The 14,832-nt window shown below is 70.8% G+C and carries 15 protein-coding genes and 3 pseudogenes; 10 read left to right on the top strand and 8 right to left on the bottom strand.

The genetic code is table 11. The features are described from left to right. A partial coding sequence (rutB, locus tag AC1DSO_RS06860) for a pyrimidine utilization protein B (protein ID WP_477068140.1) occupies nt 1–670 on the bottom strand: 670 nt, incomplete at its 3' end. Nucleotides 671–781: 111 nt separating this feature from the next. On the opposite strand from rutB, the gene rutR reads away from it, so the two are divergent. Further along, complete coding sequence (rutR, locus tag AC1DSO_RS06865; protein ID WP_477068141.1) at nt 782–1,549, top strand: HTH-type transcriptional regulator RutR; 768 nt, start codon at nt 782–784, stop codon at nt 1,547–1,549. Between the two features lie 252 nt (nt 1,550–1,801). Next, nucleotides 1,802–3,433, top strand: coding sequence for a sensor histidine kinase (locus AC1DSO_RS06870; protein WP_477068142.1), 1,632 nt, complete (start codon nt 1,802–1,804; stop codon nt 3,431–3,433). A 25-nt stretch (nt 3,434–3,458) separates the two neighbouring features. Here AC1DSO_RS06870 and AC1DSO_RS06875 read toward each other — a convergent pair. After that, a pseudogene (locus AC1DSO_RS06875) lies at nt 3,459–3,606 on the bottom strand (hypothetical protein). 152 nt (nt 3,607–3,758) lie between these two features. Between AC1DSO_RS06875 and AC1DSO_RS06880 the strand changes: the two are divergent. Next, the gene (locus AC1DSO_RS06880; RefSeq protein ID WP_477068143.1) at nt 3,759–5,354 is read left to right on the top strand and encodes a flavin monoamine oxidase family protein; all 1,596 of its coding nucleotides are present in this window, start codon (nt 3,759–3,761) and stop codon (nt 5,352–5,354) included. Nucleotides 5,355–5,356: 2 nt separating this feature from the next. Next, the gene (locus AC1DSO_RS06885) at nt 5,357–5,773 is read left to right on the top strand and encodes a c-type cytochrome (RefSeq protein WP_477068144.1); all 417 of its coding nucleotides are present in this window, start codon (nt 5,357–5,359) and stop codon (nt 5,771–5,773) included. A gap of 273 nt (nt 5,774–6,046) precedes the next feature. Here AC1DSO_RS06885 and AC1DSO_RS06890 read toward each other — a convergent pair whose 3' ends face one another. From AC1DSO_RS06890 to AC1DSO_RS06900, 3 genes are all read right to left on the bottom strand, one after another. After that, nucleotides 6,047–6,505, bottom strand: a complete 459-nt coding sequence (locus tag AC1DSO_RS06890; protein ID WP_477068145.1) for an SRPBCC family protein — start codon at nt 6,503–6,505, stop codon at nt 6,047–6,049. Next, a complete protein-coding gene (locus tag AC1DSO_RS06895) occupies nt 6,502–6,846 on the bottom strand; it encodes an ArsR/SmtB family transcription factor (RefSeq protein WP_477068146.1) in 345 nt (114 codons plus the stop codon). Before AC1DSO_RS06895 ends, AC1DSO_RS06890 begins: the two co-directional genes overlap by 4 nt. A 200-nt stretch (nt 6,847–7,046) precedes the next feature. After that, nucleotides 7,047–8,663 carry an aldehyde dehydrogenase (NADP(+)) gene (locus AC1DSO_RS06900; RefSeq protein WP_477068211.1) on the bottom strand — a complete coding sequence of 539 codons (1,617 nt, stop codon included), beginning with the start codon at nt 8,661–8,663 and terminating at the stop codon, nt 7,047–7,049. 86 nt (nt 8,664–8,749) lie between these two features. Here AC1DSO_RS06900 and AC1DSO_RS06905 point away from each other — a divergent pair, with 86 nt between their 5' ends. Together AC1DSO_RS06905 and AC1DSO_RS06910 are read left to right on the top strand one after the other, a co-directional pair. Next, nucleotides 8,750–9,649, top strand: coding sequence for an oxygenase MpaB family protein (locus AC1DSO_RS06905; protein ID WP_477068147.1), 900 nt, complete (start codon nt 8,750–8,752; stop codon nt 9,647–9,649). A gap of 7 nt (nt 9,650–9,656) precedes the next feature. After that, nucleotides 9,657–9,745: pseudogene (locus AC1DSO_RS06910) on the top strand (hypothetical protein); the annotation flags it as partial. Between the two features lie 10 nt (nt 9,746–9,755). Here AC1DSO_RS06910 and AC1DSO_RS06915 read toward each other — a convergent pair. Beyond that, nucleotides 9,756–10,514, bottom strand: coding sequence for an SDR family NAD(P)-dependent oxidoreductase (locus AC1DSO_RS06915; RefSeq protein ID WP_477068148.1), 759 nt, complete (start codon nt 10,512–10,514; stop codon nt 9,756–9,758). 121 nt (nt 10,515–10,635) lie between these two features. Further along, nucleotides 10,636–11,007, bottom strand: a complete 372-nt coding sequence (locus AC1DSO_RS06920) for a hypothetical protein (RefSeq protein WP_477068149.1) — start codon at nt 11,005–11,007, stop codon at nt 10,636–10,638. A gap of 10 nt (nt 11,008–11,017) precedes the next feature. Between AC1DSO_RS06920 and AC1DSO_RS06925 the strand changes: the two genes are divergently transcribed. Continuing rightward, nucleotides 11,018–12,301 carry a DNA-packaging protein gene (locus tag AC1DSO_RS06925; RefSeq protein ID WP_477068150.1) on the top strand — a complete coding sequence of 428 codons (1,284 nt, stop codon included), beginning with the start codon at nt 11,018–11,020 and terminating at the stop codon, nt 12,299–12,301. Here AC1DSO_RS06925 and AC1DSO_RS06930 read toward each other — a convergent pair. Next, nucleotides 12,298–12,765 carry an endonuclease domain-containing protein gene (locus tag AC1DSO_RS06930; protein WP_477068151.1) on the bottom strand — a complete coding sequence of 156 codons (468 nt, stop codon included), beginning with the start codon at nt 12,763–12,765 and terminating at the stop codon, nt 12,298–12,300. The two genes, AC1DSO_RS06925 and AC1DSO_RS06930, sit on opposite strands and share 4 nt — an antisense overlap. Between AC1DSO_RS06930 and AC1DSO_RS06935 the strand changes: the two are divergent. From AC1DSO_RS06935 to AC1DSO_RS06945, 3 genes and pseudogenes are all read left to right on the top strand, one after another. Continuing rightward, nucleotides 12,737–14,044 (top strand): annotated as a pseudogene (locus AC1DSO_RS06935) (phage portal protein). The gene AC1DSO_RS06930 and the pseudogene AC1DSO_RS06935 sit on opposite strands and share 29 nt — an antisense overlap. A gap of 139 nt (nt 14,045–14,183) precedes the next feature. Further along, nucleotides 14,184–14,432, top strand: coding sequence for a hypothetical protein (locus AC1DSO_RS06940; RefSeq protein WP_477068152.1), 249 nt, complete (start codon nt 14,184–14,186; stop codon nt 14,430–14,432). After that, complete coding sequence (locus tag AC1DSO_RS06945; RefSeq protein WP_477068153.1) at nt 14,425–14,829, top strand: HK97 family phage prohead protease; 405 nt, start codon at nt 14,425–14,427, stop codon at nt 14,827–14,829. The genes AC1DSO_RS06940 and AC1DSO_RS06945 overlap by 8 nt, the downstream gene beginning before the upstream one ends. Nucleotides 14,830–14,832 lie beyond the last annotated feature (3 nt).

The following is a 14,832-nucleotide window of genomic DNA, read 5'->3' on the forward strand; positions in this document are numbered from 1 at the left end:
TCGACACCCAGCCGAAGAAGGTCTCGATGTTGAACAGCGCCGCCTTCTGCAAGAACTCCGGACCCGCCTGATGCGTCGCGTCCTCCAGCACCGTGCCGAAATATTCCAGCATGAAGCCGTCGCGCAGCGTCGACTCCACGCAGACATTGGTGGCGATGCCGACGAAGACGAGATGGCGGATGCCGCGCGCCCGCAGCACGCTGTCGAGCTGGCTGTTGAAGAAGCCGGAATAGCGGGTCTTGTGCAGCCGGATGTCGCCCGGCTGCGGCGTCAGCTCGTCGACCAGCTCATAGTCCCACTGGCCGCGCGCCAAGAGCTTGCCCTGCAGCTCGGGCTTGGCGCGCATGGTCTTCAGGGCGTTGGACTTCCACCAGTTGGGCGAGCCGGGGCCGCCGGCCTCGACATACTGGTCGTCCCAGCCGTTCTGGAAATAGACCACCTGCATGCCGGCCCCGCGGGCCACCTCCAGCACGCCCTTGATCTGCTGGATGCAGGCGGCCGCGCCCGAGATGTCGAAGCCGGCCAGGTCCAGGTATCCGCCCGGCGAGGCGTAGGCGTTCTGCATGTCGATGACGATCACCGCCGTGGTCTTGGGATCCACGGGGATCGGCTCGGGCCGCGCCGGCAGCATGACCGCGTCTGGACTGAGCGGGGTGATCGTGGACGTCATCGACGTCGGCTCCCTTGTTATTCGCGAGAGGCATGGAATACCATCCGGCGTAACGTTGCAATCCGAACCGTTCGGTCCATGTTTGACCAAATGGTCCAAGTTCGAGACGCGATGACCGGCTCCGAAGCCAAGACCGTCAAGCCGCCGCGCAGGATCGGGCCCCGATCGGGCGGTCCGGCGGCGTCGGGCGCCCGCAAGCTGGTCAAGGCCGCCCAGTTCGTGAGCGACGGCGAGCCTGTGGATAACTTTCCACCGTCAGCGCCGTTGGGCCGCCGGGCCAAGGCCGGCGAGGCCCGCAAGGCCGCGATCCTTAAGGCCGCCCTCGGCGTCTTCGCCCGCCAGGGGCTGGACGGGGCCAGCGTCGAGGCCATCGCCCAGGCGGCGGGGATCTCCAAGGCCAACCTGCTCTACTACCACCCGTCCAAGGACGCCCTGTACCTGGCGGTGCTGGAGCAGGGCCTGGCCCTGTGGCTGGCGCCGCTGAGCCGCTTCACCGAGGCCGACGACCCGGCCCAGGCCATCGCCGCCCTGATCGGCGCCAAGCTGGCCATGAGCCGCGACCACCCCGAGGTCTCGCGGCTGTTCGCCCTGGAGATGCTGCGCGGCGCGCCGCTGCTGAAGCCGGTGCTGGCCGGGCCGCTGAAGGCGGTGTTCGACGCCAAGGTGGCGGTGGTCGAGGCCTGGGTCGCGGCGGGCAAGCTGGGGCCGGTCGACCCGCCGCACCTGATCTTCGCCATCTGGGCCCTGACCCAGCACTATGCCGACTTCGCCGTCCAGGTGCGGGCGCTGTCGGGCAAGTCGCTGTCGGACAAGGCCTTCATGGACGAGACCCGGGCGGCGTTGACGGCGCTGGTGCTGGACGGGGTGAGACGGCGGTAGGGGGGCTGTTTCTCCTCCCCCGCGATGCGGGGGAGGTGGCCCGAAGGGCCGGAGGGGGCAAGCTCGGCCTATGCCGCATTAGCCCCCTCAGTCGCTCCGCGACAGCTCCCCCGCAGCGCGGGGGAGCAGATTCCGTCCCCCCAAGCCCCCTGCGGCCAAGGGCCGCGTTTTACTCTTCGTCATCCAAGCGGAAGCTACCGCTTAGACATGACCCGCCCGGAACCGACATCACAGGGACCCGAAACGCGGCCGATGCGACTGATCCACGGGATCGTCGGCGCGGCGGCGGTGCTGGTGATCGTCTCGATCCTGGGCGGTCTGGCCCTGATGATGCTAGCCGCGCGCTCGGTGGACCGCACCGCGGCCGCCGACGAGATCGCCCTGGCCCGCCGCACCGTTTCGCGCACCCTGGACCGCATGGAGCGCGAGCTGACCTCGGCCACGGTCTGGGATCAGGCCTACAAGGCCATGGGCTGGAAGATCGACGCGGGCTGGGCCGACACCGACTTCGCCACCTACTATCACGACCAGTTCAAGCACGACCTGACCTTCGTGGTGCGCTCGGGCCAGGTGATCTACGCGTCGAAGACGGGCCTGCGGACAACGACCCAGGCGCTGGGGAGCTTCCCCGCCGCCGCCGAGCCCATTGCCGCCGAGGTCGCCATCGACGCCCGGATCGCCCGCAAGGCCGGTCGGATCAGCTCGGCCGCCGAGGTGACGCGCACGGGTCTGATGCGCGTGGACGGGGCGACCTATCTGACCGCCTTCGCCGCCGTCACGCCGGAAACCCCGGCCGGCGCGGCCGCCTATGACGGCCCGCCGACGGTGGTGGTCACGGCGCGGAAGATCGACGCGCCGTTCCTGCGCCAGTTCGCCGACGATCTGGGCCTGAACAAGCTGGTGTTCCTGAACCATCCTGGCGACGAGCAGCCCCAGGTTTCGCTGCTGGACATCAACGGCCGCCCGGTCGGCGCCCTGGCCTGGGCGGCGCAGAATCCGGGCCTTTCGCTGCTGAAGGGCATCGCGCCCTGGCTGCTGGGCGGTTTCCTGGTGCTGGCCGCCGCCGGCGCGGTGCTGGTGCGGCGGGTGGTCGAGGCCCTGCGCAAGCTGGAGGCCAGCCGCCTGGCCCTGATCGCGGCCAAGGAGGAGGCCGAGGCCGCCAACGCCGCCAAGACCCGCTTCCTGGCCAATATGAGCCACGAGATCCGCACGCCGCTGAACGGGGTGCTGGGCATGGCCCAGGTCATGGGCGCCGACGCCCTGTCCGAGCCCCAGGCCCGCCGCCTGCGCATCATCGAAGAGTCCGGCCAGGCCCTGCTGGCCCTGCTGAACGACATCCTCGACATCGCGCGGCTGGAGACCCGCGCCGTGCGGCTGCGGGCCGAGGCCTTCGACCTGGCCGCCCTGGTCGAGGCCAGCTGCGCGGCCTTCTCCGGCGCGGCGGCGTCCAAGGGTCTGGACCTGTCCGTCGACATCGCGCCCGAGCTGCGCGGCCGCTGGACCGGCGACCCGATGCGCCTGCGCCAGGTGCTGGGCAACCTGGTGGCCAACGCCGTCAAGTTCACCGACGAGGGCGGCGTCACCGTCCGCGTCCGGCCCTCGGGCAAGGGCGGCCTGCGGTTCGAGGTCGAGGACACCGGCATGGGCATCGCCGACCAGGACGTGCCCGACCTGTTCAAGACCTTCTCCCAGGTCGACACCTCGCTGACCCGCGCCCACGACGGGGCCGGCCTGGGCCTGTCGATCTGCCGCGAGCTGGTCGAGCTGATGGGCGGGACCATCGGCGTCGACAGCTCGCCGGGCCTGGGCTCCAGCTTCCGCTTCACCGTGTCGCTGACGCGGGTGGCGGTCGCCGAACGCCCGGCCCTGCGGGTGGTGCGGTAGGGGCGCGCTAGCGCTCCATTACGGTTCATCCTCCCGTGTCATCCCGGAAGCCCCGCAGGGGCTGTCCGGGACCCAGGAGCCAAGCGCAATGCGGTGACCCCTGGGTCCCGGCTCTCCGCTGCGCTGCGGCCGGGATGACACACTAATTTGGTAGGGTTTGAGAGCCTGCACACTTCGCACGCATCCCCACCCTCCGGGCGCCGATAAATCGGGGCGTCCGCCGGCATCGTCGCCCCACGCCCTCGCCACCCCTCGCCGCCGCCTCCACCCCTGCTAGCCCTAGGGCGCACCGCCCAAGCCGGCGGTTCAGTAGGGGACGGGCTTCATGGAATCCGGGGTCAGGGCGCCGACGCGGCGTCAGCTTCTTTCGGCCATCGCCAAGGTCGGCGGCACGGCGGCGCTGTATCAGGCGATGACCACGCTGGGCCACGCGGCCGAGACCCAGTTCCACGGCCCGCCCAACCTGCAAGGCGCGCGGCCCGGGTCCACGGTGATCGTGCTGGGCGCGGGCCTCGCGGGCATGCTGGCCGCCTTCGAGCTGACCAAGGCCGGCTACAAGGTCAAGATCCTGGAGTTCCAGAACCGGGCCGGCGGCCGCAACTGGTCGCTGCGCGGCGGCGATACCTATACCGAGCTAGGCGGGGCGACCCAGAAGGTGGCCTTCTCGCCAGGCAACTACCTGAACCCCGGCCCCTGGCGGATCCCGCACCACCACCGAACCCTGCTGCACTATTGCAAGCAGTTCGGCGTCGCCCTGGAGCCGTTCATCCAGTTCAACCACAGCGGCTGGGTCCACTCGTCCCAGGCCTTCGGCGGCAAGCCGGTGCGCTTCAACACCGCCGCGGCCGACTTCGAGGGCAATATCGCCGAGCTCTTGGCCAAGTCGGTCAACGCCAAGGCGCTGGACGACACCGTCACCCAGGAGGACCGCGACAAGCTGCTGGAGGCCCTGAAGGGCTGGGGCATGCTGGACAACGACTACAAGTACTCGGCCTCCCTGCGCGCCGCCTCGCACCGGGGCTTCGAGCGGCCGGGCGGCGGCGGGGTCAACGGCGCGCCGATCCCGTCCAAGGACCTCTACGGCCTGCACGACGTGCTGGACCCGCAGGTCTGGACCTCGATGGGCTTCTTCATGAACCACGAGATGCAGACCACCATGTTCCAGCCGGTGGGCGGCATGGACATGATCGGCAAGGCCTTCGCCAAGCAAGTCGAAGGAATGATTAGCTACGGGGCCAAGGTCAGCAAGATCGCCCAGGACGACAAGGGCGTCACGGTCACCTATGCCGACGTCGCCACGGGCAAGGTCACCGACCTGAAGGGCGACTGGTGCGTCTGCACCATTCCATTGGGCATCCTGGGCCAGATGGACCTGCAGGTGACCGACGAGATGATGGCCGCGATCAAGGCGGTGCCGTACTCCGGCCAGGTCAAGATCGGCCTGGAGATGAAGCGCCGCTTCTGGGAGGAGGACGACTTCATCTATGGCGGCCACAGCTTCACCGACCAGGAGATCGCCCTGATCTCCTATCCGAACAACAACATGTTCAAGGACGGGCCGGCGGTGCTGCTGGGCGCCTTCGCCCGCGAGATGGGGGCCTATCGCCTGGCTGGCATGACGCCCGAGCAGCGGATCGAGGTCGCCCTGGCCCAGGGTTCGGTGCTGCATCCCACCAGCTACCGCAAGGAGTTCGCCAGCGGGGCCTCGGTGGCCTGGAGCCGGGTGCCCTGGACCCTGGGCTGCTGCGCCCGCTGGAGCGACGACGCCCGCAAGGAGCACTACCAGACCCTGGTCGGCATGGACCGCCGCATCGTCCTGGCCGGCGAGCACGCCAGCTATATCGGCTGCTGGATGGAGGGGGCGCTGCTGTCCTCCATCGACGCCATCACCCGTCTGCACAAGCGCGCGCTGGAGGCCTGATCATGCGGAAGATCATCGTACTGACGGCCGCCCTGCTGGCCTTTCCGGCGGCGGCCCAGTCGCCGGCCGGCGGCGACACCGGCGGCGGCATCACCCGGGTTCCCAAGCCGGTGACCGGCGAGCAGGTCTATGGCGCGGTCTGCCAGGCCTGCCACATGGCCGACGCCAAGGGCGCGACCGGAGCGGGGACCATTCCGGCCCTGGCCAGCAATCCCAAGCTGGCCGGCGCGGCCTATCCGATCATGGTGGTGACCGGCGGCAAGGGCGCGATGCCGGGGTTCGTCGGGACGCTGTCCAACGCCCAGATGGCCGAGGCGATCACCTATGTCCGGACGCATTTCGGGAACGCGTATGCCAAGCCGGTGACGGAGGCGGATGTGGCGAAGCTCGCAAAGCCGCCGGCGGCCGGGGGGCACTGAGCGGGACCCTTCTTCCCCCTCCGGGGGAGGAGCGCCGCAGGCGCGGAGGGGGCAAGTGGGGAGCTAGCGCGGCCTACTTGCCCCCACCTGACCGCGCGATGCGCGGTCGTCCGCCCCCGGAGGGGGCGGAAGGTTGGCGCGTCGTCCTTCTTCCCCCTCCGGGGGAGGAGCGCCAAAGGCGCGGAGGGGGCCAGTGTCCAGAACACTCGCCTCACTTGCCCCCACCTGACCGCTGCGCGGTCGTCCGCCCCCGGAGGGGGCGGAAGGTGATCTCTACCCCTCCACCAGCGGCGCGATCTTCTCCAGCAGCCACTGGGTGCCTTCCTCGCGGCCCTCGGCCGAGTAGTAGCCGTCCAGGAAAGTTCCGACCTCGGTCATCACCACGCGGGTCTTGTCGCCCTGCGGCCGGAACTCGATCGTCGCGATCGAGGCCGAGGCCAGCGGGTCGCCGTGGTGCATCCAGTAGGCGTAGACGATCCGCTCGTTCGGGATGATCTCGAGATAGCGGTTGTAGAACCGGTGCGGCGGTTCGCCGGGCGGGCCGCCGATGCTGTGCTCCTCGCCGCCGACCCGGAAGTCGTACTTCTGGTCGGCCGGGCCCCACTCGTCGGGACCCTTGAACCACTGGGCCTTCTTGGCCGGGTCGGCGAAGGCTGAGAACACCCGGGCGGGCGAGGCGGCATAGGCCCGCTCGACGCAGAAGGTGGCGTGGACGGCGTTACGCTTGGTCATTTCAGATCCTCTTCGTCGGCCGTGTCGGCGAGAAAATCGCCGAGGCGGTCGAGGCGCCGCTCCCACTGGGTGCGCCTCTGGTTGATCCATTGTTCGGCGAGACTGAGCGCCTCGGGACGGATCTGGCAGGTGCGCACCCGGCCGATCTTCGCCGACGACACGATCCCGCCCGCCTCCAGCATGGCCAGGTGCTGCATGACCGCCGGCAGCGACATGGCCAGCGGCCGGGCCAGTTCGCTCACCGAGGCCGGACCCCGGCTGAGCCGCTCGACCATGCTCCGCCGCGCGGGGTCCGCGAGGGCCTGGAACATGAGGTCGAGCGAGGCGGGTTGGTTAGGCATGGGGTTAAGTATCGCGGGGCGGGAAGATAGTCAAGTGATTGCTTAAGTGTTTGGGCGCACGCGCCCCTTCTTCCCCCTCCGGGGGAGGAGCGCCAAAGGCGCGGAGGGGGCAAGTGTTGAACCCGCGCGGCTTACTTGCCCCCACCTGACCGCGCGATGCGCGGTCGTCCGCCCCCGGGAGGGGGCGGAAGGATGCTCCGTCAGCCCAGCTTCACCTTCCCGTCGACCCGCCGGGCGATCCCCAACGGGTTCTCGGTCCGCAGCTCGGCCGGCAGCAGCGCCTCCGGCAGGTTCTGGTAGCTGACCGGCCGCAGGAACCGGGCGATGGCCAAGGTCCCGACCGAGGTCGCCTTGGCGTCCGAGGTGGCGGGGAACGGGCCGCCGTGGACCATGGCGTGGGCGACCTCGACGCCGGTGCCGAAGCCGTTGACCAGGATGCGGCCGGCCTTCAGCTCCAGGGCGGGCAGCAGGGCGCCGACGATGGCGTGGTCGGCCTCTTCCAGGTGCAGGGCGATGGTCAGCTGGCCTTCCAGGGCGTCGATGACGGCCGCGAGCTCGGCCTGGTCGGCGCAGCGCACGACCAGCGAGGCGGCCCCGAACACCTCCTCGTGCAGGTGCGGATTGGCCAGGAAGGCGCTCGCCGAGACGCTGAACAGACCCGCCTGGCCGGTATGGCCCTGACCCGTCTGGCCGCGCGCCACCGTGGTGACCTGCGGATCCTCCGACAGCGCCGCGACGCCGTGGGCGAAGGCCTTGCAGATGCCCGGCGTCAGCATGACCGAGGCCGGGGCGGCGGCGACGGCCTGGCCGGCGGCGGTGACGAACGCATCCAGCTCCGGCCCGTCGATGGCCAGGATCAGGCCGGGATTGGTGCAGAACTGGCCCGCGCCCAGGGTCAGGGCGGCCACGAAGTCCGGGGCGATCTTCTCGGCCCGGGCCTTCAGGGCGGCGGGCAGCAGGATCACCGGATTGATGCTGCTCATCTCGGCGTAGAACGGGATCGGCTCGGGCCGGCCCTGGGCGATGGCGGCCAGGGCCAGGCCCCCGCGGCGCGAGCCGGTGAAGCCGGCGGCCTTGACGCGCGGATCGGCGACCAGGGCCTGGCTGACCTCGTAGCCGCTGTCGTGGATCATCGAGAACACGCCCGGATGCAGGCCGACCGAGGCGACGGCGGCCTGGATGGCGCGGCCGACCAGCTCCGAGGTCCCCGGATGGGCCGGGTGGGCCTTGACGATGACCGGGCAGCCGGCCGCCAGGGCGCTGGCGGTGTCACCGCCGGCCACCGAGAAGGCCAGCGGGAAGTTGCTGGCCCCGAACACCGCCACCGGACCCAGCGGCACGTTGCGCAGGCGCAGGTCGGGACGCGGCAGCGGCTTGCGGTCGGGCAGGGCCGGGTCGATGCGGGCTTCCAGGAAGCCGCCGTCACGCAGCACGCTGGCGAACAGGCGCAGCTGGCCGGTGGTGCGACCCCGCTCGCCTTCGAGTCGGGCGCGAGGCAGGCCGGTCTCGGCCATCACCCGGACGATCAGGTCATCGCCGATCGCCTCGATGTGCTCGGCGATGGCCTCCAGGAAGGTGGCGCGGGTCTTGTAGGGCAGCGACCGGTAGGGGCCGAACGCCTCGGCCGCCAGGGCGGCGGCCTGGTCGACATCGGCCTTGGTCGCGCCGCCGAACGCGGGCTCCAGGGTATCGCCGGTCGCGGGGTTGACCCCCTTGATCTCGCCGTTGGTCCCAAGGCGGCTTTCGCCGCCGATCAGAAGCTCGCCCGTCAGATGCACTTTGGTCGTCCCGCAAGAGTTGGAAGGTGGTGGCCGGATAGATGGGGGCGCTACATGACATGTCCATGCGCGCTCTCCGACATCAGGGCGTTATTGTCTGAGGAATCCCTTCGCCGGAGGCGCCCTTGAAAGCCCGTTTCGCCGACGCCGCCAAGGCCTTGTTCGAGATTCGGGGCGGCCCGCGCGTCGATTTCAGCCAACCGCCCGGCGAGGCGGCGCTGGCCGCGCCGGATTCGGTATCGTGGCGGATCTTCAAGAACCCGGTGGCGCTGTTCGTCGGCGGCGTGACGGCGGTGATCCTGGAACTGGCCGAGCCGCGCGTCCGCACCGGGGTCTGGGAGCATTCCAGCTTTCGCGACGATCCCCTGACCCGCCTGAAGCGCACCGGCCTGGCGGCCATGGTCACGGTCTATGGCGCGCGTTCGGTGTCAGAGGCGATGATCGCCGGGGTCGGCCGCCAGCACGCCCGGATCGAGGGCGTGACGCCGGGCGGGACCGCCTACCGCGCCGACGACGTCGAACTGCTGGACTGGGTGCAGGCCACGGCCAGCTTCGGCTTCCTGACCGCCTATCACGCGCTGGTCCGGCCGCTGCCCCGCGAAGACCGCGACCGCCTCTACGCCGAGGCCGCCCCGGCCGCGCGGCTGTACGGGGCGCTCGGCGCGCCGACCTCCGAGGCCGCGTGGGAAGCCCAGCTGGCGGCCATGCTGCCGAGGCTGGAGCGGTCGGCGATCGTGCTGGAGTTCCTGACCCTGATGCGCGGCGTGCGGATCGCCGGACCGCTCAGCCGCTTGCAGCATCCGCTGATCCGGGCGGCGGTGGGGCTTGTGCCCGCCGAGGTGCGGGACGTGCTGGGCCTGGGGCGGGCGTGGCTGCCCAGGCCGCTGGAACTGCYGATGATCCGCGCGGCGGCGAGGCTGGCCGACCGCACGCCGATCCCGGGGGCTCCGCCGTATGAGGCCAGCCTGCGGATGGGGTTGCCGGGGGAGTGGCTTTATCGGCGGACGCCGCGGGCCCCCACCTGACCTGCTCACGCAGGTCGTCCGCCCCCGGAGGGGGCGGAAGGTTCACGCGCGGCCCTTCTTCCCCCTCCGGGGGAGGAGCGCGCAGCGCGGAGGGGGCAAGTGACCCCTACAGCGACTGCCCGTCATCCACCGTAAACACGCTCCCCGTCACCGCCCGCGCCGCGTCCGAGCACAGGTACAGCGCCGTCGCCGTCAGGTCGTCCTCGTCCATCAGGCGCTTGCGGGGGAAGGTCGCCAGCAGTCGCTGGCCGCCCTCGCTGTCGAACCAGTCGCCGTTCAGCTCGGTCTTGATGTAGCCGGGGCACAGGACGTTGACGTTGATCCCCTTGCGGATCCATTCGCGGGCCAGGCTCTTGCCCAGCATGGCCGCGGCGGCCTTGGACGTGCAGTAGGCGGTCAGGCCGGGCAGCACCTTATGCGCCCCGATCGAGGCGACCAGCACGATCCGGCCGCGACCACTCGCCTCCGAGCCCGCCCGGATCATCCGTCGCGCCCCTTCGCGGGCGGTCAGGAACACGCCCCGGGTGTTGACGCCCATCACCTTGTCGAAGTCGTCGACGGCGATGTCCAAAGCCATGCCCTGGATGCTGATGCCAGCATTGGCGATCACCGCGTCGGGGACGCCCAGCCGGGCTTCGACGGCGTCGTAGGCGGCGATGACCGAGGCCTCGTCCTCGACGTCCATGGCGAAGGCGGCGGCGGTCGGGCCGATCTCGGCGACCAGGGCGTCCAGCCGGTCGGCGCGGCGGGCGGCCAGGGCGACCTTGGCCCCGGCGGCGGCGGCCCGGCGGGCCAGGTGCGCGCCGATGCCGGACGAGGCGCCGGTGATCAGCACTGTGCGGCCGGCGAGGGTCTGGTCGGTCATGGTCGCTCCCTTTTCCGCCAGGGTGGCGAGGCGGGACGGGCCTGTCGAGCCGTTCCGGGCCCCGACCACGGGGATTGAGGCCGCTCAATCCCCGGCGTTCGCAAGATCGAACGCCGCGAAATCAAAGACTTGTCACTTTTACAGCGACCTGAATGATCCGCGCCCGCTGGCGCCGTATCTTTGTGTCATGCCCGGAAGAAGCGAAGCAATCGAAGCCCTGCTGCTCAGCATGGAAGACCTGGTGGCCGCCGAATATACGGCCGCCGGGCTCGCCAAGTTCGAGGAGGCCGAGGGCAAATCCGCCGACGACCGTCTCGAAGTGACCGCCGCGGTCGCGAAGGCCGGACGGGCCGTCAAACTGTTTCGAGGCGCTGGCGCGCGCGCACTGAAGGCGATCACCGCCTTGAGCGGCCACGGCGGTTCCTCGGACCCCAAGGAGACCGCGATGAATGACGACGCCCGATGGACTCCAGAACGGATCGCCGAGCTTCATGCCAAGGTGCGTGAGCGATTGGATAGGTTTGCTGGATCCCGAGAACTTAAATACCTTTCTGAGCGAGGTCTCGCTCAAGCGGCCGGATCTGGCGGATCTGCTGGAGCGCCGCCTGCCGACCCTGCGACTTCGGGAGGATCACCAGCTTCCGCCCCCTGACGGCTGGTCGACCTGGCTGTTCCTGGGCGGTCGCGGCGCGGGCAAGACCTTCGCCGGCGCAGCCTGGATGATCGAGCAGGCCGAAGCGGGCGGACGGCTGGCCCTGGTCGGGCCCACCTTCCACGACGTGCGCGAGGTGATGATCGATGGCCCCTCGGGCGTTCGCGCGCTCTCGTCACCTGATTTCCGCCCCCGCTGGGAAGCCTCGCGCCGGCGCCTGGTCTGGCCCAACGGCGCGACCGCCTACGCCTTCTCGGCCGAGGATCCCGACAGCCTGCGCGGGCCGCAGTTCCACGCCGCCTGGGCGGACGAGTTCTGCGCCTGGCCAAAGCCGTCCGAGACCCTGGCCATGCTGCGCTTCGGCCTGCGGCTGGGCCAGGATCCGCGCCTGGCCGTCACCTCGACGCCCMGGCCGATCCGGGCGCTGAAGGCCCTGATGGCCGAGTCCGGCGTCCACGTGACCCGCGCCGGCACCGCCGCCAACGCCGGCAACCTGGCGCCCGCCTTCCTGCGGACCCTGGAGAGCCTCTATGGCGGCACCCGCCTGGCCGCCCAGGAGCTGGACGGGATCATCGTAGAGACCGACGGCGGCCTGTTCCGCGCCGAGGACCTGGCGCGGTGCAAGGCCGCGAGGCCGGCCCGGTTCGACCGCGTCGCGGTGGCCGTGGACCCGCCGGCCACCGCGACCGGCGACGCCTGCGGCATCGTGGTCGTGGGAAGACGTGACGACCGCGCCTTCGTCCTGGCCGACGAGACCGCGCGGGGCCTGTCCCCCGCCGGCTGGGCCAAGCGGGCCGTGGCCGCCGCGAAAGCCTGGACCGCCGACGCCCTGGTGGCCGAGGCCAACCAGGGCGGCGACATGGTCCGCTCGGTCCTGGCGCAAGCCGACCCGCCGTGCCGGGTGAAGCTGGTCCGCGCCTCGATCGGCAAACGGGCGCGGGCCGAGCCGGTCGCGGCGCTGTACGAGCAGGGCCGGGTGCTCCACTGCGGCGCCTTCGTGGCGCTGGAGGAGGAGCTGATGGCCCTGGGCTCGGGGGATCTCGAGCACAGCCCGGACCGGGCGGATGCGCTGGTCTGGGCGGTCAGCGAGCTGATGCTGGGGGGACGGCAGACGCCGAGGTTGCGGAGCCTCTAACCGCCGCGGGGCCCCCACCTGACCCGCTGCGCGGGTCGTCCGCCCCCTGAGGGGGCGGAAGGTGATCCTTCTTCCCCCTCAGGGGGAGGAGGATGCGCAGCATCCGGAGGGGGCAAGTGAGCCACATGCTCTCGGATCGTCGACAGCGTGTCATCCACCGACCGCATCACCTCGTGCGCCGGAATTCGGAGCGTCCGTACGCCGACCGCCAGCAGCCATTGATCGCGAGCCAGATCCCGTCTTGGGYGTGATCCGATGCAGTGCGCGTAACCGTCCACCTCCACAGCCAAGCGCAGCGCCGAGCAATAGAAGTCGAGCACATACGGCCCCATTGGATGCTGCCTTCGGAACTTGTGACCATCCAGACCGCCGCGTCTCAAACCCTGCCAGAGGTTCATCTCTGGTTTCGACATTTCCTTCCTGAGGCGCCGCGCATTGGCGACGGTCGTCTTGGGCGCTGGCATCGCGAACTCCCTGACTTGCCCCCTCCGGGCCTGCGGCCCTCCTCCCCCGGAGGGGGAAGAAGGGGGAAGGACGCCACCATAAATTGTTCCCCATTCGTTCTCAACTCCGAACCCGGAGCCCCTCACCATGCCCCTCTTCAAACCCCGCCCGCCCAATGATCCTCGGGAGGTCAAAGACTCCCGCGCCGCCCGCCTGATCGCCCTGACCACCGGCGGCCGGCCGCAGTGGACGCCGCGCGACTATGCGGCGCTGGCCAGCGAAGGTTTCGCCAAGAACCCCGTCGCCTATCGCTGCGTGCGGATGATCGCCGAGGCCGCCGCGTCCACGCCGCTGGCGGTGTTCGTCGACGGCCGCCGGGCCGATGATCATCCGCTCAAGCGCCTGCTGGACCGCCCCAATCCCGAACAGGGCGGGCCCGACCTGATGGAGGCGTTCTTCGGGAGCTTGCAGGTGGCCGGCAACGCCTATCTGGAGGCGGCGGGGGAGGGGCCGCCCAGCGAGCTCTACGCCCTGCGCCCCGACCGAATGACCGTGGTCCCCGGCCCGCGCGGCTGGCCGCTGGCCTATGACTACCAGGCCGCCGGACGCACGGTCCGCCTCGCCCGCGACGCCGACGGCTGGCTGCCGGTGCTGCACCTGAAACTGTTCAACCCCACCAACGACCACTACGGCTTCTCGCCGCTGGAGGCCGCGGCGTTCGCGATCGACGTGCACAACGCCTCCAGCGCCTGGAACAAGGCGCTGCTGGACAACTCCGCCCGGCCGTCGGGGGCGCTGGTGTATTCCAGCAAGGACGCCGGCGACCGGCTGACCGACGAGCAGTTCGACCGGCTGAAGACCGAGCTGGCCACCGCCCAGTCGGGGACCGCCAACGCCGGCCGGCCGCTGCTGCTGGAGGGCGGCCTCGACTGGCGGGCGATGTCGCTGACCCCGGCCGAGATGGACTTCACCGACGGCAAACACGCCGCCGCCCGCGAGATCGCCCTGGCGTTCGGCGTGCCGCCGCAGCTGCTGGGCATCCCCGGCGACAATACCTACGCCAACTATCGCGAGGCCAACGCCGCCTTCTGGCGCGGGACGGTGGTCCCGCTGGCCGAGCGGGCGGCGCGGGCCCTGACAGGCTGGCTGGCCGCCAAGGTCCCCGGCGCCCGCATCGCCCCCGACCTCGACGCCGTCCCGGCCCTGTCGGCCGAACGCGACGCCCTGTGGGGCCGGTTGCAGGCGGCGTCCTTCCTCACGGACGCCGAGCGCCGGCGGCTGGCGGGGCTGGAGCACTAACCGGCCACCGCCGCAGGCCCCCACCTGACCTGCTGCGCAGGTCGTCCGCCCCCGAGGGGGGCGGAAGGCGCCGTCCTTCTTCCCCCTCCGGGGGAGGAGCGCCGAAGGCGCGGAGGGGGCAAGTCTCGAAAGGATCCGCATGACCACTCCCAACCGCTGGCGGCTGGACCGCCAGATCTCGGCCGCCGTGCTGGTCGCCGTGGCGCTGCAAGCCGCCGCCGCCCTGCTGTGGGCCGGCAAGGCCTCGGCGCGGATCGACGAGGTGCAGCGCCGGCTCGAGGCCCAGGCCCCGGTCGCCGAACGCCTGGCGCGGCTGGAGGCGCAGGCCGACGCCAGTCGCCAGAGCCTGGCCCGCATCGAAGCCCGACTGGAGCGCGCTCATGACTGACGCGCTGAAGATCGAAGGCTACGCCTCGCTGTTCTGGACCCGCGACCTCAATGACGACGTCACCGCCGCCGGCGCCTTCGCCGACAGTCTGGCGGCCGGCGCGCCCGTGAAGATGCTGCACCAGCATGACGAGGCCGAGCCGGTCGGGGTCTGGGACGCGGTGGTCGAGGACGCCAAGGGCCTGTTCGTCCGGGGCCGGATCCTGCGATCGACGCCGCGTGGTCGGCTGGTCGCGGCGCTGGTCGAGGCCGGGGCCCTGGACGGCCTGTCGATCGGCTTCCGGCAGGTCAAGGCGCGGACGAAGGACCGCCTGCGCGTGCTGTCCCGCGTCGACCTCTGGGAGGTGTCGATCGTGACCTTCCCGATGCTGCCCGGCGCGCGGCTGACCGTGGCGTGAAGA

This window comes from Caulobacter sp. P4_E5 (assembly GCF_056401555.1).